19 protein-coding genes and 1 tRNA gene are annotated in these 15,623 nt (G+C 48.0%); 3 read left to right on the top strand and 17 right to left on the bottom strand.

Features of this window, described 5'->3' with window-relative positions; genetic code table 11:
* Nucleotides 1-85: 85 nt before the first annotated feature.
* On the bottom strand, nt 86-853 hold the full coding sequence (locus tag M3194_RS09735) for a DUF1836 domain-containing protein (RefSeq protein WP_251653246.1): 768 nt from the start codon (nt 851-853) through the stop codon (nt 86-88).
* A 280-nt stretch (nt 854-1,133) separates the two neighbouring features.
* Here M3194_RS09735 and M3194_RS09730 point away from each other — a divergent pair, with 280 nt between their 5' ends.
* Complete coding sequence (locus M3194_RS09730) at nt 1,134-2,441, top strand: hemolysin family protein (protein WP_251653245.1); 1,308 nt, start codon at nt 1,134-1,136, stop codon at nt 2,439-2,441.
* A 46-nt stretch (nt 2,442-2,487) separates the two neighbouring features.
* Here the strand turns inward: M3194_RS09730 and M3194_RS09725 are convergent, their stop codons facing one another.
* The 6 genes from M3194_RS09725 to rpsF form a co-directional block, all read right to left on the bottom strand.
* Nucleotides 2,488-3,636 carry a cation:proton antiporter gene (locus M3194_RS09725; protein WP_251653244.1) on the bottom strand — a complete coding sequence of 383 codons (1,149 nt, stop codon included), beginning with the start codon at nt 3,634-3,636 and terminating at the stop codon, nt 2,488-2,490.
* A gap of 136 nt (nt 3,637-3,772) precedes the next feature.
* Nucleotides 3,773-4,951, bottom strand: a complete 1,179-nt coding sequence (locus M3194_RS09720) for an NAD(P)/FAD-dependent oxidoreductase (protein WP_251653243.1) — start codon at nt 4,949-4,951, stop codon at nt 3,773-3,775.
* 23 nt (nt 4,952-4,974) lie between these two features.
* The gene (locus M3194_RS09715) at nt 4,975-5,397 is read right to left on the bottom strand and encodes a DUF1641 domain-containing protein (protein WP_251653242.1); all 423 of its coding nucleotides are present in this window, start codon (nt 5,395-5,397) and stop codon (nt 4,975-4,977) included.
* A gap of 242 nt (nt 5,398-5,639) precedes the next feature.
* Nucleotides 5,640-5,924 (bottom strand): 30S ribosomal protein S18, encoded by a 285-nt coding sequence (gene rpsR / locus M3194_RS09710; protein ID WP_015847810.1) that lies wholly within the window; start codon nt 5,922-5,924, stop codon nt 5,640-5,642.
* An 18-nt stretch (nt 5,925-5,942) separates the two neighbouring features.
* Nucleotides 5,943-6,473 carry a single-stranded DNA-binding protein gene (gene ssb / locus M3194_RS09705; RefSeq protein ID WP_015847811.1) on the bottom strand — a complete coding sequence of 177 codons (531 nt, stop codon included), beginning with the start codon at nt 6,471-6,473 and terminating at the stop codon, nt 5,943-5,945.
* 36 nt (nt 6,474-6,509) lie between these two features.
* Nucleotides 6,510-6,794: a 30S ribosomal protein S6 gene (gene rpsF, locus M3194_RS09700; protein WP_091189332.1), complete on the bottom strand. Its 285-nt coding sequence runs from the start codon at nt 6,792-6,794 to the stop codon at nt 6,510-6,512.
* Between the two features lie 185 nt (nt 6,795-6,979).
* Here rpsF and M3194_RS09695 point away from each other — a divergent pair, with 185 nt between their 5' ends.
* The gene (locus M3194_RS09695) at nt 6,980-7,165 is read left to right on the top strand and encodes a YjzC family protein (RefSeq protein ID WP_251653241.1); all 186 of its coding nucleotides are present in this window, start codon (nt 6,980-6,982) and stop codon (nt 7,163-7,165) included.
* A 320-nt stretch (nt 7,166-7,485) separates the two neighbouring features.
* On the opposite strand, the gene M3194_RS09690 is transcribed toward M3194_RS09695, so the two are convergent.
* From M3194_RS09690 to M3194_RS09670, 5 genes are all read right to left on the bottom strand, one after another.
* Complete coding sequence (locus M3194_RS09690) at nt 7,486-8,820, bottom strand: NAD(P)/FAD-dependent oxidoreductase (RefSeq protein WP_251653240.1); 1,335 nt, start codon at nt 8,818-8,820, stop codon at nt 7,486-7,488.
* A 96-nt stretch (nt 8,821-8,916) separates the two neighbouring features.
* Nucleotides 8,917-9,007 (bottom strand) — tRNA-Ser (locus M3194_RS09685).
* Between the two features lie 67 nt (nt 9,008-9,074).
* On the bottom strand, nt 9,075-9,293 hold the full coding sequence (locus M3194_RS09680) for a DUF951 domain-containing protein (RefSeq protein ID WP_251653239.1): 219 nt from the start codon (nt 9,291-9,293) through the stop codon (nt 9,075-9,077).
* Nucleotides 9,283-10,158: a mechanosensitive ion channel family protein gene (locus tag M3194_RS09675; RefSeq protein ID WP_251653238.1), complete on the bottom strand. Its 876-nt coding sequence runs from the start codon at nt 10,156-10,158 to the stop codon at nt 9,283-9,285. The genes M3194_RS09680 and M3194_RS09675 overlap by 11 nt, the downstream gene beginning before the upstream one ends.
* A gap of 24 nt (nt 10,159-10,182) precedes the next feature.
* On the bottom strand, nt 10,183-10,422 hold the full coding sequence (locus M3194_RS09670; protein ID WP_251653237.1) for a putative Se/S carrier protein: 240 nt from the start codon (nt 10,420-10,422) through the stop codon (nt 10,183-10,185).
* 114 nt (nt 10,423-10,536) lie between these two features.
* On the opposite strand from M3194_RS09670, the gene yyaC reads away from it, so the two are divergent.
* Nucleotides 10,537-11,154, top strand: coding sequence for a spore protease YyaC (yyaC, locus tag M3194_RS09665; protein WP_251653236.1), 618 nt, complete (start codon nt 10,537-10,539; stop codon nt 11,152-11,154).
* Between the two features lies 1 nt (nt 11,155).
* Here yyaC and M3194_RS09660 read toward each other — a convergent pair whose 3' ends face one another.
* From M3194_RS09660 to noc, 5 genes are all read right to left on the bottom strand, one after another.
* Nucleotides 11,156-11,638: a DUF4446 family protein gene (locus M3194_RS09660; protein ID WP_251653235.1), complete on the bottom strand. Its 483-nt coding sequence runs from the start codon at nt 11,636-11,638 to the stop codon at nt 11,156-11,158.
* 29 nt (nt 11,639-11,667) lie between these two features.
* A complete protein-coding gene (locus M3194_RS09655; protein ID WP_251653234.1) occupies nt 11,668-12,825 on the bottom strand; it encodes an aminotransferase class V-fold PLP-dependent enzyme in 1,158 nt (385 codons plus the stop codon).
* 128 nt (nt 12,826-12,953) lie between these two features.
* A complete protein-coding gene (locus tag M3194_RS09650) occupies nt 12,954-13,811 on the bottom strand; it encodes a ParB/RepB/Spo0J family partition protein (protein WP_251653233.1) in 858 nt (285 codons plus the stop codon).
* Entirely contained in the window at nt 13,792-14,565 is a 774-nt protein-coding gene (locus tag M3194_RS09645) for a ParA family protein (RefSeq protein WP_251653232.1), read from the bottom strand. The genes M3194_RS09650 and M3194_RS09645 overlap by 20 nt, the downstream gene beginning before the upstream one ends.
* A 141-nt stretch (nt 14,566-14,706) precedes the next feature.
* A complete protein-coding gene (gene noc / locus M3194_RS09640) occupies nt 14,707-15,525 on the bottom strand; it encodes a nucleoid occlusion protein (protein WP_251653231.1) in 819 nt (272 codons plus the stop codon).
* Nucleotides 15,526-15,623 lie beyond the last annotated feature (98 nt).

Raw genomic sequence — 15,623 nt, 5'->3', positions numbered from 1 at the left:
TAAACCTCCGTTGCTGCCTTTTTGAAATTCGCTCCGCCAATGATGGCATAGCGTTTCACCTTGGTTACCTATGTTTATGAACCGTCTAAGGATTCAGGAACAGGGTGGCATGACAATACCGTTTGGCCAGCGAATGAAAGTACGAGGTGCGGATCGAGATCACGGCAATAAACAAAATATGACGAAGCGCCTCTGTCTGTTCCTCGCTTAACCGCGGCAGAATTTGCAGGAAAGGCTCGGACGCGCTATGCAGCATTTGTTCCATAATCGCTTCTCTATCGCGCGCATCCTGGTAAGGACGAGCCATATCCAGCAGGCGGTAGCCGCTGGCGGCAAGCTCTTCATACATAGCCGTATAAGCCGCATACAGCTCTAGCGGGCCGATCAAGTCATCCGTCTCATCCTCGGGTTTGTTGAACAGCCGGTCGAACAGCTTCCGGATCGAACCGAAATCCAGGCTGGATTTCAGATCGTCAATAATAAACAACAGGGCCGTCTGATTAAGCGAATATTTCTTGCCGATTTTCGGGCAGTCGAAATAAGGCTTAAAATCTCTTTTTACCCAGTTTTGCATGGATGTAATCGACATTTGAGAAAAATCTATTAATCCGCCTAAAGCGGATATTTCCTGCAAAGAGAATCCTTTCACTTCGCGTCCTTTGATCAGCTTCACCAGGACAGACGGAAGCTCTGTCGACAGGAATGCCGGCAGGGACGATCCGGATTCATAAGCATCGCGGTGCGATTGTTTCCATGCCTGCTGCAGCACCTGAAGCGGCTCACAGCATTTTTGGCCATGCAGCGCGAGCAGCAAATCCGCCATCTCTTTGCGGGTAAGCGTAAAGGCTTCCATCTCGCTTACCTCCTTACTTAAACGGATTGGCTTGATTACAAGCTCATCTGAACTTATCATACGCCCCTATACAGAGCCTTGTAAAGACGAGGTATTTGCCAAAATTGTAATGATACCTGCGTATATTTCGTCAATACGGGGGGTATTGACCCCGTAAAGTAAAATAGCAAGTTTGCATCTGCTAGCTGAAGTTCGTTATAGTAGATCATAGGAACTTATAATATTTCATAAAGGATTGTGAAGAACCGAAATGGACAGTAGTATAGGATTTAATTTGTTTATGATTGCTGTATTAATTGTATTGACCGCCTTCTTCGTTGCTACGGAGTTCGCGATTATCCGCCTTCGTGCGAGCCGCGTGGATCAGCTGGTGCTCGAAGGCAAGAAGAACGCGCTTGCCGTACAACGCGTGACAAGCAACCTGGATGCTTATCTGTCGGCTTGTCAGCTCGGTATTACGATTACCGCCCTCGGACTTGGTTGGTTAGGCGAACCAACCGTTGAACGAATTATTCATCCGTTATTCGAGAAATTGGGCGTACACAGCGATTTAAATCATATTATTTCCTTTGTTATAGCATTCGTTGCCGTTACATTCCTGCATGTAGTCATAGGTGAACTTGCTCCGAAGACATGGGCAATCCAGAAAGCCGAATTTATCAGCTTTGCCGTTGCCAAACCGATTATCTACTTCCACAGGATTATGTACCCGTTCATTTGGGTGCTGAATGGCTCTGCCACTTTCCTAATCCGGTTGTTCGGACTGAAGGCAGTGAACGAGCATGAAGAAGCGCATAGTGAAGAAGAAATTCAGATTATCCTGAATGACAGCTTCCAAAGCGGCAAAATCAATAACACCGAATACGGTTACGTGAGCCGGATCTTCGCCTTTGATGAAATGCTGGCCAAAGAAATCATGGTTCCGCGTACCGATATGATTTGCTTATATACGAATAATTCATTAATTGACAATATGGGTATTATCCGCAAAGAACAATATACCCGCTTCCCTGTTGCAACCGGCAGCAAGGATAACATTGTGGGCATGATCAATACCAAGCAGCTGTTCCTGGAATTCCAGGAGAACAAAGAGTTCAACTTCCAGTCGCTTGTTCATCCGGTTCTGGCTGTATCCGAGGTTCTGCCGGTGAAGACATTGCTTAAGCGTATGCAGCAGGAGCGCGTTCATATCGCCATTCTGATGGATGAGTACGGCGGTACTTCCGGTATGATTACAATCGAAGATATTCTGGAAGAGATCGTTGGCGAGATCCGTGACGAATTCGATGAGGACGAACGGAAGGAAATCGAGAAGCTTGCTGATAATTGCTACCTGCTTGATGGTAAAGTATCGCTTGATCACGTAGCCGAATTAACGGGAGTAACGATCGATCAAGAAGATGTCGACACCGTTGGCGGTTGGTTGTTCACTGAATTTACGGAGCCGAAGCCGGGCAAAGAACTCCAATACGAGAATCTGCGCTTTATTGTCCGCGAGGTTGGCAAGCACCGCATCAAGAAGGTTGAGCTTATCATCCAAGACGAAGTTAATGACAGCAATCATGAAGCTGAAGTTGAAACGGCTTAATTCCTATAATAAAAAAAGGCAGCCTTCGCGGGCTGCCTTTTTTTGCCTATTGCGCCGGTTGGGGTTCTTTGAATACCTGCTTCAGCAGGGGCGGCGTTATCAAGGTAGTCAGAATGATGACGAGCACGACGGACGTGAAATATTTCTCCGGCAATAACCCCGACTCAAGCCCAGAGGCCGCAATAATTAAAGCTACCTCGCCCCTGGATACCATCCCTGCTCCTATCGCTATCGAGGAGCGATTGTTAAAGCCGGTTAATTTGGCTCCCAGTCCGCCTCCTATTTGCTTCGTCAGCACGGCAACCAGTGTCACCAAGGCGATAAAGAGCAGCTGCTTTCCTACTCCCTCGAACGTAATATGCAATCCGATACTCACGAAGAAGACCGGGACAAAGAGCGTATAAGCGATGGGCTCTATCTTGGACTCCACCTGATGCTTATACCGGGTCTGCGACACGGCAATACCGGCGGCAAATGCCCCGATAATACCTGCAATGCCCATCTCGTCCGCAAAGTAGGAAAAGGCGAAGCAGACAATGAGTCCGGCGCTCATAACGCTCTCCGTCACCCGGAGCGGAGCAAACCATTTCAGGAAGCGTGGTACAAGCAGCCAGCCCACCAGACCAACAACAAGGAAGAACAACAGCTTTTTGCCGATTATAAGTCCAATCGAAACCTCACTTGCCGGCATCAGGAAGCTCATCATAACGGCCAGCATAATCACGACTAGCACGTCATCCACCACTGCCGCCCCCAGAATGGTCGTCCCTTCCCTTGATTGGAGCTTATCCATCTCCTTCAACGTCTGCACCGAAATACTTACGGATGTGGCGCATAACAGCAATCCGAGGAACAATGCCTCGTTATTGGACAAGCCAAATGCAGCGGCTATCCCGTATCCTCCGATAAAAGGCAGAAAAATTCCTCCTATCGCTACCGCAAACGAGGGCTTCCAGTTCTTACGCAGCTGCTCCAGGTCCGTCTCCAGCCCCGCTATAAACATCAGCAGCAGAACGCCAATCTCGGAGAAGTGGCCGATAAACTCATCCGGCTTCACCCATCCTAGTACCGCCGGTCCAATGACAATGCCCGCGAGCAGCTTGCCAAGCACGGCCGGCTGTCCCAGTCTTACGGACAACGCGCCAGCCGCTTTAGTGGCTGCCACAATAATTGCCAAATAAAAAATAAACTCCATAATCGTTCCTTCCTCCTTCATTTCAGCATAACAAAGGGAGCCTGCTCCTATGCAGACTCCCTGAAATAGACAGAAGGAGCCCGCGGTGGCAGGCTCCTCCTGGTTCATGCTTATTTATTTGTCGTACCGTTTGGTCCTATTTCAAGAACGAGAAGAGACCGTTGACGTGAGTCAGGTAACGAACGTTACTTGCCTCTTTCATCAGCGTAGCCGCAGTGCCTTTCAGCTTCAGCTGGCTTGCGCCAATTGTACCGATTGCATCTTTGCGGCCAAGGCTCGCAAGAACGCCGGAGTTAACGAACTCGAACGATTTCATCGGAAGACCTTTCGCTTGCGCGAACAGGTTGTAACCGATGCACTCGCCCATTTGCCATGCGATTTGCGCGCTTGGCGGGTAAGGACGGCCTTCTGGACCCATAACAAACGCGTTGTCGCCAGCAAGGAAGATATCCGAGTGGGAAGTCGATTGCAGGAATTCCGTTACCGATGCGCGGCCGCGGTTTACTTCGATGCCGCAGTTAGCTACTACAGGGTTGCCCGTAACGCCGCCTGTCCATACGAAAGTATTCGTTTCGATGGAGCTGCCGTCTTTGAGCATAACTTTGTTGCCTTGAACTTCCGTTACCGCTACACCCATAATCAGGTTAACGCCACGGTTGATCAAGCTGGATTTGGCACGCTCAAGCAGGTCAGCCGGGAAGCCCATAAGAATCGTAGGACCAGCTTCGATGTTGTACAGGGAGATTTCGCTCTTGTCAACGCCGTACTGCTCACACCATTTTGGAAGCATGTCAACGATCTCGCCGATCAGCTCGATGCCTGTCAGGCCGCCGCCGCCAACAACGATTGTTGCGTCTGCTTTGTTTTTGGATTGCGAGTAAGCCGCAATGCGGTTTTGGATATGAGCGCTAACGGCTTTCGCTTCTTCAACCGATTTCAGCGTCAGGCTGTTTTCTTCCAGACCTGGAATACCGAAGAATGCTGTTTCGCCGCCAAGAGCGACAACCAGTTGGTCGTATCTTACTGTGCCGTTGCCAGCAAGTTTGACTTGTTTTTTCTCCGGATCAATGTTATCAACCGTGTCGATAACCAGGTTAATCGATTTGCCTTTCAGCAGTTTATCCAAAGGAAGTGCTACGTTTCCTTCGTTTACGCCGCTAACAGCCAGACGGTGAAGCTCGGTAATGATTTGGTGGTATGGAGTTTTATTGATCAGCGTAATTTCCGCTTCTTCAGCAGAAATATATTTGCGAGCTGTCAGTGCGCTAAGAAGACCGCCATAACCGCCGCCAAGAATTAAAATTTGCTTAGCCATGTTTACCCTCCGCTCTTGTATGATTAACCGTTTTTACGCTCAGCCAATACGTTCAGGAACGATTGGGCAAAACGAAGCGTTGATTGAACTTGCGGATCCTTCAGCATTTTCAGAATGCCAAAGAGACCAATTGTCGACGTGTCGGCTTGTGCGCGGTCGCCAGCTTCAACAGCTGCGTTAGCGATGCCTTTAGTTGTGTCAACGATTGGTTTAACGAATTCGCCAAAGCCATGAACCATGTCGCTCACAAGAACCTTGTCGTTAGCTACAGTCGTAGCTACATCATAAGCTTTAGTAAGCAGAGTCACCAATTCTGCCAGTTTAGGCAGCTGCTCCACCAATTGTGTCAGCGATTGCTGAATTTCCGGTTTCAGCAATTGCTCAAGCACGTCCAGTTCTCGTACAGAGCCGGATTCTTCAGGTAATTTCGTTACGGTTTCAGACATACGAATGCATCCCTCTTTCCATCTGTAATCGATCAATTGATTTACTTGCATAAGCCGATATTCCACAACTGTCATTAAAGTGAAATTATTCACAATGAAGATCTAACATCATCGCCGACTTAAATGCACGAACTATATCTTATTGTATTCCTCTTCCGCCAAATGATCAATTCCTATTTTTTGAACTGGCAGGTAAAAATAAAAAAAGCCCATCGGTTTCCCGACAGGCTTTTTCCTAATGACTACTCCGTAGTGTACGGCAGCAAAGCTACAGTACGAGCACGCTTGATAGCAACCGTCAGCAGACGTTGGTATTTCGCGCTAGTTCCAGTCACACGACGTGGCAAGATTTTGCCGCGCTCGCTGATGAACTTTTTGAGCAGGTCAGTATCTTTATAGTCAATGTGAGTGATCTTGTTCACAGTGAAGAAACATACTTTACGGCGTTTGTTGCGTCCGCCTTTGCGGCCGCCGAATTTGCGTTCTGGACGCTCTCCGTCTCCGCCTTCTCTTTGCTTGAAGCTCATTCGAACCCATCCTTTCAATTAAAATGGCAAGTCATCTTCTGATATATCGATCGGTCGACCGTCATCCGAGAACGGATCACGGCTGTTGTTGTTGCGTGGAGTACTAGGCTTTCCGCCGCCGCCGTTACCGCCGCCATAAGGAGCGTTACCGCCACCGCCGCCAAAAGATCCTCCGCCGCTGTTGTTGCCTCCGGCATAACCGCCACTTTCTTGCGGAGCACCGCCTTCACGGTTAGATTCCAAGAAGCGAACGTTATCGGCAATAACTTCCGTCACATAGACGCGTTTACCTTCGTTGTTCTCGTAGTTACGCACCTGAATGCGCCCTTCTACCGCGGTTAAGCGACCTTTACGCAAGTAATTAGCGCATGTCTCAGCCAACTGCCGCCAAGTTACGACCGGAATAAAATCCGCTTCGCGCTCGCCCTGGCCGCTCGTAAACGGCCGGTCTACTGCTATCGTAAATTGCGTAACTGCTACACCCGCAGGTGTATAACGCAATTCGGGGTCTCTTGTTAATCTGCCAATCAGTATTACACGATTCAACATCGCCTCTGGACCTCCCAATCGAACATCTAGCGTGGATTAAGCAACGTCTCTGACGATCAAGAAACGGATAACTTCATCCGTAATTTTCATGATGCGGTCAAGCTCATTAACAACTTCGTTGTTCGCGTTGAAATGAACCAGAACGTAGTAACCATCACGAATCTTATTGATCTCATACGCAAGACGGCGTTTACCGATCACATCTTGCTTCGTGACTTCCCCGCCATTGTTAATGATGCCACTGAATTTGTCGACGATGGCTTGAACGTTTTCTTGTTCAACGTCCGGACGAATGATGTACATCACTTCATATTTGCGCATTGTGTTTCACCTCCTTTTGGACTAAGCGGCCCCCGAGAGGGCAAGGAGCGAGATTATTACTCGCATCTACACAGTATAGCAAAACGCCTATCCATTGACAAGTCATCTATCCCTCCCGATTTCTGCCTTTCATGTACCCGCCCTCTCCGGTCAATACTAATAATCGGACAAGGAGGTGAGCAAGTATGGGTGAATGGACTTTGTTTTCCCCCGGCGACCATGCGCCAAACGACGGCACCTATATTGAGACAGGCGTTAACTCCTACCATATGGGCGTTAACAATCCCCAAAAGGTGGAGCTGAAGCGCGGACAAAGATTTCCCGATACATCAAACCATGAACGCAAATGGAAGCGAATGGGGCATAACTAATTTTTTTCTCCGCTCTGAATAAGACTTTCAGATCTCGGACATCATAATTATCGACGGTGAAGAGAGGTGTGGTTCCATTGGACCTGAATAGGGGCAAGGACTACTAGAGAATTTAACAACTCATCACTTAAGAAGCGAGGCGTTGTGCTAAATACACATTGCTGTAACACAATAGCAGTCACGATCGGATAAGCGATGAAGCCTTAGTGGAATTGTGTACCGATCTGTGAGGATTGCACCTGGTTTTCTGTCGTATGACCCTGTAAAATTCATCGAAACTTACAACACCGTCGGAAGAGGGACTCGCAAGAGTCCCTCTTTTAATTGCCTGCTAATAGATGGCCGGCTAACAGCCTTCCGACATAGACTCCGCTTGCTGCTGCCTGCGATAAAGAATGGGTAGTGCCCGAGCAATCGCCAATAACAAACAAACCGCTTACTTTCGTCTCGAATTCCTGGCTTGTCTCAATAGCCGGAGAATACAGCTTCCCGTCAATGGCATAGACAATGGTATCCTCATCAATGGATTCCCCCAGGAGCTTTTCCAGCGCCTCCAGAAAGGCCAAGGTTGCCTCCAGGTAACGTTCCGGTACTTCTTCCCTCAGATCAGTAAATTCGGCCTCCAGCGTCGGCAGAACGCTTCTCATTCGTGAACCGCTTTCTTCGCTGCCGGTTTCCTCCTTCATTCCTTGACGAAGAGAACCTAGCCTTTGTGCAGCGATTCTATTCCGATTCCGATTGATCCGGCTAACAATATCCCGGAAGTAGGCATCCGCCTCCTCCAGCGTTGGAAAACGGTTTGGAACAAATAAGGTAAAGTTTAGGTTTGAGCTCCCCTCTTCCTTCTCCCGGTAATTTTGCCCGTCCGGCATCGCAAGACCTTCCTGGAGCTTCAGCACTACCCTGCCGCGCGGATTCATGCAATAGGTCGTAGCGGTATAACCCTTGCCTGCAAAACTAAGCTTGGTCTCGAAGGCATTCTTTAATATCGAATTCAGCTGATTGCCCCTCATCTCAACCCGGAGGCCCAGATCTACTCTCGCTTCGCCTCTTCCAATCCCAAGCTCGTCGCATTGCCTGCTAAACCATTCGTTCCCGCTTCTGCCGGTTGCGATAATAATCCGGTTCGTATCAATAACCGTTCCATCAGGAAGCTCTATCTCGAATCTGCCGTTATCCGTCTTTTCTATTCGTTCAGGTTCTGCTTCGAATTTCATCGTCATGCAAGTTTCTAAATAGTCGTACATCTTCTGCAGGACGGCTTTGGACAATCGGGTTCCCAAATGCCGGGTTCGGGTCGTCAGCACGCCAAATCCGGCTTCCTGCGCCTTGGCTGACAGCTCCGGATCATAAGTATGATACATCCCCGCTTCGCTTCCGCCATATCTGCACAAGATCGCATCGACATCGTCCATAAGCTGCAGCGCAGCGTCATAACCGGTTTTCCGTTCCAGCTCTCCGCCGAAATCGTTCGTGTAGTTATATTTGCCCTCCGACATGCCAAGCCCGCCAAAGCCTATATAGCTGTCGCTTCGTTCATTGAGCTTCTTGCCCTTATCGAGCATGATGACGCTCTTCCCGCTCGCGGCTAATTCATGTGCGGCGAAAATCCCGCTGACACCTGCTCCGATAATCGTAATCTCATACCGATTCATTCGATTCACCTGCTTTTCGGGAGATAAAAAAAGCTCCTACGTTAGTCCGTAGGAGCTTTGTTCTTATGTAACCGCCTAAGCGTTATTTACTAGAGATGGCGGAGAGGGTGGGATTCGAACCCACGCACGCTTTGACACGCCTAGCTGATTTCGAGTCAGCCCCCTTGGGCCTCTTGGGTACCTCTCCGTTTGTGTCAAGCAAAAACTATATTATCACAGGCCTTGTCCTAATGCAACAGTTTTTTAATTTTTTTTTAAGCCTTTTCGCTTTGCCCGGAATCAGCAGCGGAGCGCAGTACTTTCTTCATGTTTTTCTCAAACTTTGCTCTCGGAATCAGAACGCTGTGCTTGCAGCCCACACATTTGATACGGATATCCATCCCCATCCGGATAATCTCCATCTCATTGGAGCCGCAGGGATGCTGCTTCTTCATTTGAACGATATCGCCCAATTCGAACTGTTTACGCTCCATTCGGATCGCCGCTCCTTTCATTGCGATGATACGTTACCATTCTCGGATACGGAATGTCAATTCCGTGACCATCCATCACTTTTTTGATATATGCATTAAGCGATCTTGCTACTATTGCATTCGTATTGGGCAGACATTCAGCCGTCACGCGCACCTTCAATTCGGTTGAAGCGATGGTCTGGATGCCCAGCACCTCCGGGCGATTAACCAGGTTGTCATCCTCGAATTTTTCCAGCTCCTTGCGAATTAATGTAATCGCGCGCTCGGCATCCTCTTCATAGCCAATCGATACATCAATGAAAGCAACGGAGTTGTGCATCGAAAAGTTCGTGACCTCATTGATCATGCCGTTCGGGATAATATGAACCTCTCCCGTCCAGCTGTGGATCCGGGTTGCCCGAAGACCGATTACTTCGACCGTTCCTTTAAAGGTCCCCGTCTGTATGACATCACCTACCGCAAACTGATCCTCAAATATAATAAAGAAGCCCGTAATGATGTCTTTTACTAGACTTTGAGCACCAAATCCGATTGCTAGTCCGATTACCCCCGCCCCGGCAAGCAATGGCGCAAGCTGAACGCCAAATTCACTCAGCACCAGCATGCCGATAATGAAATAGCCGGCGTAGGAAATAATGTTTTTGACCAGCTTGCCTACCGTTGTCATTCTTCTGGTCTGAAGAACAAGCCGATTAGAGGTTTGATTAATAACGACACGGTCAATGGTTTTGCTGGTTATCCATATGACAACCTGTCCAATGATAATAATGAGCGCAATGCGCAAGACTGATTCTCCAAAACCTTCCCACGTCGTCTGGTTTGTAATCCATGCTGCGAAATTTTTATAGTAGGCTTGAATATGCATTCCATCGCACCATCCTTATTCCACTTACAGGTTCACTTGTTCGTACCCGACCTCGATCGGTTTGAAAATTCCTCTGATTTCCACGTTTTCCGTGTCGATAACATGCTTTACCGTCCCCAGGTCTTCTTCCGGAAAATGAATCGATAGCGCACAGCCCGCCGTGATCTCCTTCGGGGTTGGGCATATATCGATTTCCACCTCTGCATATTCCAACAGCATCTCTGCCCGCAGCGCCTGCTGCGTTGAGTCAAAGGCGATTAACATCGCGAAATCCTCCTCTCCCTCACCTCATTGAGCGAAACTATTGGCCTCGCGACGTATAAAATGGTTGTCCTATCCATATACTAGTATCATATTGGCATTTACGGAGGGGATTCTATGAAACTATCCTTTATGAAGGATGTACCGTTAAAGGTTCCATACACGGAAGCAAATGCAGTTGGTCAAATCGTCAGCCGGCTTTCTCTTATGATTGACGAGTTGTCTGCAGGACGGCCAATTGTCATTGTCTGCGTTGGAACCGACCGTTCAACCGGCGATTCCCTTGGTCCATTGATCGGCACGACACTCTCCAAATACCAGAGCCCCCACTTCTCCTTGTACGGCACGCTGGAAGAACCCGTTCATGCCATGAACCTCGAAGATACGCTTCATCAGATTAATTGCACTTATCATAAGCCCTTTGTCATCGGCATTGACGCCTGCCTTGGACAAGTGGCTAGCATCGGCTCCATCCAAGTTGGCGCAGGTCCCGTAAGACCCGGTGCAGGAGTGAATAAGGAGCTCCCTCCCGTTGGAGACATCCATATTACCGGTATCGTAAACGTAGGCGGCTTTATGGAATATTTCGTCCTTCAGAACACCCGCCTGCACCTGGTTATGAAGATGGCCGACATTATTGCTTCCAGCGTATTCTCCTCCATCATGAACAGCATCCATGTATCTGCCCGTTCCAGAGAACAGGCAGCCGCCCTGGAACATCCTAATTCCAATTAATCTATTTGGCTTCGGCAATCGCCTTCCGCTCTTCTGGAGTAAGCGTATAGTTGGATTCGCCTTTGCTTACCGGCTTGGCGTAGACATAAGTATTCTCCCGGCTGTGCAGCCCTGAGATCACCACTCCATCCTGCGATGCATTCACTACCGCTATTGAGAAGCTTAGATCACTCCCCTGATCAGCGAATGCATTATAACGCAGAACACCAACACGTCCTTTTTCCTGCTGCTGCACTTCCTTCATCTGTTCCATCTGTTTCTGCAGCTTTTCGCTTTGCAGCTCTTGTGCCGTTATCGACTGCTTCAGATCAATAATGACCTCTTCCAGATTTGTGATGCCGGTGTTGCCCATCACTTCCACATACTGCTTTCTAAGCTTCTTCAGTCTTCTGCCAACAATTGAAATTCTGATTAATAACACGATGACCAACAATACCAGTACAACCGTAACCCCATTCATCGGGTTATTCGTCCACTCATCCATTTTCGAACTTCCGCCCCCAGAAAATTATGCTAAGAATATTGCTTCCGTATTTCTTTCACTGCTGCAACAAGGGCATCCGCTTCTTGCTCCGTTGTAAAACAACCTACGCTTGCTCGTACTGCGCCTGTCGCGATCGTCCCTGCACAGGCATGGGCCAGAGGCGTGCAGTGGAAGCCTGCTCTGACCGCTATTTGATAATGCTGATCTAGAATAAAGGACATTTCGGACGGGTCGATTCCTTCCGCTACAAATGCGACGATCCCCGTTCTTTCTTCGCCAAGCTTTGGTCCAAGCACCCGTATTCCATCCGTTGACAATAGCCCGTCCATGATCCGCTGGGTTAATGCCCATTCCTTAGTATGGATGTTATGAACCGTCTCATGCAGGACATATTCAACACCCGCCTTCAGCCCTGCCAGGCCGGGTGTATTTTGCGTTCCAGCTTCATATCGGTCAGGGCGTACGCTCGGCTGCTCAGGAGCCTCAGATTGGCTTCCTGTCCCTCCATGCAGTTGAGGCACAAGATCGACGTCAGGATGGATGTACAAACCTCCTGTGCCCTGTGGACCAAGCAGACCTTTATGCCCCGGGAATGCCATCATATCTATCCCCATCGCCTCTACGTTGATGTCCAGAATCCCTGCGCTCTGGGCCGCATCAACAAGGAGCTTAATCCCTTTGCTTCTGGCTAACTCGCCGATTTGAGCGACTGGTGCAATCGTACCGAGAAGATTAGAGCTATGGTTAACAATTATCAAGGAAGTTTGTGCCGTTATCGCAGACGCAATTTGATCTACCTGTATACGGCCGGCTTCATCCGCTTCTACATACGTAACCTGAATACCCAGCGCATGCTTCAAGTATTCTAAAGGCCTTCTCACCGAATTATGTTCAACCGATGTTGCGATGACATGATCACCGCTTTTTACCCAGCCTTTAATCGCCATGTTTAACGCAGCCGTCGTATTGGATGCAAATGCTATATCATTCGGATTTTTAATCCGAAACAACTTGCTTAATTGCTTTCTCGTATCGAACAAAACACGGCTAGCTTTCACTGCCATTCGATGGCTGCCTCGTCCCGGATTCGCCGCTTCATGCAGCATTGCATGCTGCATCGCTTCGAATACGGCCGGCGGTTTGGGCCACGATGTTGCAGCATGATCCAAATAGATAATTTTCTCCACCGTTCCATCCTTCCTCCTTTCTCTTCTACCCTAGCAAATTAACCTCATATAGACATAAGAATAGCATACCTTAGTTTAATCTTTCAGTTCAAAGATTACAACTTTGGTATGCTAGATATTCAGATAAATCACGCCATATTCTGGAGCATCTCGAGCAGCCGCTCCAAATCCTGTTTATTGTAATATTGCAGCTCGATCTTGCCCTTTTCTTTTTGTTGCTTGATCTTAACCGTTGTCTTGAACCGATCTCTTAACGACTCTTCCAAGCTCTCTATATACGGATCCCGTTTCTTCGACTTCGCTTTCGCCTTAGCCGCTTCTGCCGTCTCCTTCACTTCAAGCTTCTGAATCGCTTCCTCCAGATCGCGAACACTCCAGCCGAGACTCACCGTGCGGTTAGCCATGTCCTTTTGAACTACTGCGTCCTTAATCCCTACTAATGCTCTTGCATGACCCATCGAGATTGTTCCACGTGAAACATTATCCTTGATCTCTGAAGGCAATGCCAGTAGACGAAGGAAGTTTGCGATATGCGATCGGGACTTGCCAACCTTCATCGACAGCTCTTCTTGCGTCAGCTTGAATTTATCCATCAGCCCTTGATAAGCCATCGCTGTCTCAATCGCATTTAGATCCTCACGCTGCAGATTCTCAATAAGGGCAATTTCCATAACCTGCTGATCAGAAAATGCTCGAACAACTGCAGGTACCGTTGAGTTGCCGCAAAGCTGCGAGGCGCGGAAACGTCTCTCCCCCGCAATAATCTCGTAACCCTTAAGTACGGTGCGTACGATAATCGGTTGGATAACACCATGCTGTTTGATCGATTCTGCCAATTCTTTAATGGATTCGTCATCAAATGTTTTGCGTGGTTGATACGGGTTCGGACGCAGTTGCGTTAATTGAATTTCAATGACTTTATCGTCTTCGCTTACCGAAAGCGATGGAATAAGCGCATCAAGTCCTCTACCTAGCCGCTTGCTCATACATAATCACTTCCTTAGCAAGTTCAAGATATACTTCAGCACCTTTGGATCTTGGATCATACGTAATAATAGCCTCGCCATGGGATGGCGCTTCGCTCAAACGAACATTCCGCGGAATAATCGTTTGATACACTTTCTGTTGGAAATACTTCTTCACTTCTTCGATCACCTGGATACCCAGGTTAGTCCGCGCATCAAGCATCGTCAACAATACCCCTTCAATTTGAAGGGTTGTGTTCAAGTGCTTTTGAACGAGTCTTACTGTATTTAAGAGCTGGCTTAATCCTTCCAGCGCGTAATATTCACATTGAATCGGAATGATAACCGAGTCAGCCGCTGTCAGAGAGTTAATCGTCAGCAAACCAAGCGAAGGCGGGCAATCAATCAGAATATAGTCGAATTGATCCTTCACGAGATGCAGCGCTTTCTTCAGGCGAAGCTCACGAGAGATCGTTGGCACCATTTCAATCTCGGCACCGGCGAGTTGGATCGTCGCAGGGATGATTTTAAGTCCATCGATTTTTGTTTCGAACATCGCATCCTTTGGATGCACGTCATTAATAAGTACATCATAAATGCAGTTGTTCACGTCTGCTTTATTGATACCAATTCCGCTTGTCGTGTTACCTTGCGGGTCAATGTCAACCAGCAGCACCCGTTTACCGAGTGTTGCCAGGCATGCCCCTAAGTTAACAGACGTTGTCGTTTTACCAACACCGCCCTTTTGATTGGCTATTGCAATGATTTTAGACAAACTTGTTCACCTCTGTGTCCCAAACTTTTAATCCCATGATGATCTAACGGTGAAACGTACCGCTATAAACGGTTTTGCCGCCCTCATAGAGGACGGCCCGGATTAGTACTATTACGTGCATCTTTTCCGATTTACGCAAAGCTAACTTTTCGGTATATGAATAGTAATCTCATAAAAATCGCCAAGATCTTTTTCGTCAGCCTTAATTTCCATCCCCGTGCTGGACACCATCTGTACAGCTTGACGAATGGTATTAAACGCTAGACGAGTATTCTTCGGCATAGCAAAACGCTTCGTTTGCTTTGCTTTTGGCTCTTCCTTCAATGAAGCAATACGGTTCTCCGTTTGCTTAACGTTTAATTCTCTTGTAATGATTTCTTCAAGCACCTGGTTTTGAAGCTCTTCCGTATCAAGAGAAAGCAACGCTCTAGCATGTCTCTCTGATATTTTACGACTGGCAAGCGCTTCTTTAACAGTGTCATTTAATCCCAGCAAGCGCAATTTGTTTGCTATCGTGGATTGGCTCTTGCCTAATCGTTGAGCTAGGCTCTCCTGCGTCAACTCATGAAGCTCAATTAGCTTCTGATAGGCAACCGCTTCCTCAATAGCTGTCAAGTTCTCGCGCTGCAGGTTTTCGATTAATGCAATAGATGCTGTTTGTGAATCGTTAAACTCGCGAATAATAGCCGGTATAGTCTCGTATCCAAGCTTAGTAACCGCACGCCAACGACGCTCGCCAGCAATGATTTCATATCTGCCATTGCGTGCACGAACAACAATCGGCTGAATAACGCCATGCGTTTTGATCGTTTGGCACAACTCATCGATACGTTCATCATCGAAGATTGTCCGAGGCTGGAACGGACTCGTATCAATATCTTGGATAGGAATTTGCCGGACCTCTTCTTGACCGCTCCGCTGATCACTTAGACCGAATAAACGGGAAAATGATTCCTTCATATTATCTACTCTACCACCCGACCAAGAAACCATTACCGTTGTTATGGGCTGGTTTCCAAGATGTGCTGCTATGCATTAACGGCATAATTCCCGTTACT

The organism is Paenibacillus glycanilyticus, assembly GCF_023715145.1.
GTDB lineage: Bacteria > Bacillota > Bacilli > Paenibacillales > Paenibacillaceae > Pristimantibacillus > Pristimantibacillus glycanilyticus_A.
Note: the sequence above shows the minus strand (reverse complement) of the source record. Positions and strands in the feature narration are given on the sequence as shown.

Coding starts and splice junctions, on each gene's coding strand:
- rpsR (WP_015847810.1), bottom strand. CDS start 5,924: ATGAGCTTCAAGCAAAGAGAAGGCGGAGACGGAGAGCGTCCAGAACGC.
- M3194_RS09690 (WP_251653240.1), bottom strand. CDS start 8,820: ATGAATCGGTATGAGATTACGATTATCGGAGCAGGTGTCAGCGGGATT.
- yyaC (WP_251653236.1), top strand. CDS start 10,537: ATGAAACTATCCTTTATGAAGGATGTACCGTTAAAGGTTCCATACACG.
- M3194_RS09730 (WP_251653245.1), top strand. CDS start 1,134: ATGATTGCTGTATTAATTGTATTGACCGCCTTCTTCGTTGCTACGGAG.
- M3194_RS09735 (WP_251653246.1), bottom strand. CDS start 853: ATGGAAGCCTTTACGCTTACCCGCAAAGAGATGGCGGATTTGCTGCTC.
- M3194_RS09725 (WP_251653244.1), bottom strand. CDS start 3,636: ATGGAGTTTATTTTTTATTTGGCAATTATTGTGGCAGCCACTAAAGCG.
- M3194_RS09680 (WP_251653239.1), bottom strand. CDS start 9,293: ATGGAGCGTAAACAGTTCGAATTGGGCGATATCGTTCAAATGAAGAAG.
- M3194_RS09675 (WP_251653238.1), bottom strand. CDS start 10,158: ATGCATATTCAAGCCTACTATAAAAATTTCGCAGCATGGATTACAAAC.
- M3194_RS09660 (WP_251653235.1), bottom strand. CDS start 11,638: ATGGATGAGTGGACGAATAACCCGATGAATGGGGTTACGGTTGTACTG.
- M3194_RS09650 (WP_251653233.1), bottom strand. CDS start 13,811: ATGAGCAAGCGGCTAGGTAGAGGACTTGATGCGCTTATTCCATCGCTT.
- M3194_RS09720 (WP_251653243.1), bottom strand. CDS start 4,951: ATGGCTAAGCAAATTTTAATTCTTGGCGGCGGTTATGGCGGTCTTCTT.
- M3194_RS09715 (WP_251653242.1), bottom strand. CDS start 5,397: ATGTCTGAAACCGTAACGAAATTACCTGAAGAATCCGGCTCTGTACGA.
- M3194_RS09695 (WP_251653241.1), top strand. CDS start 6,980: ATGGGTGAATGGACTTTGTTTTCCCCCGGCGACCATGCGCCAAACGAC.
- M3194_RS09670 (WP_251653237.1), bottom strand. CDS start 10,422: ATGTTAATCGCCTTTGACTCAACGCAGCAGGCGCTGCGGGCAGAGATG.
- ssb (WP_015847811.1), bottom strand. CDS start 6,473: ATGTTGAATCGTGTAATACTGATTGGCAGATTAACAAGAGACCCCGAA.
- noc (WP_251653231.1), bottom strand. CDS start 15,525: ATGAAGGAATCATTTTCCCGTTTATTCGGTCTAAGTGATCAGCGGAGC.
- rpsF (WP_091189332.1), bottom strand. CDS start 6,794: ATGCGCAAATATGAAGTGATGTACATCATTCGTCCGGACGTTGAACAA.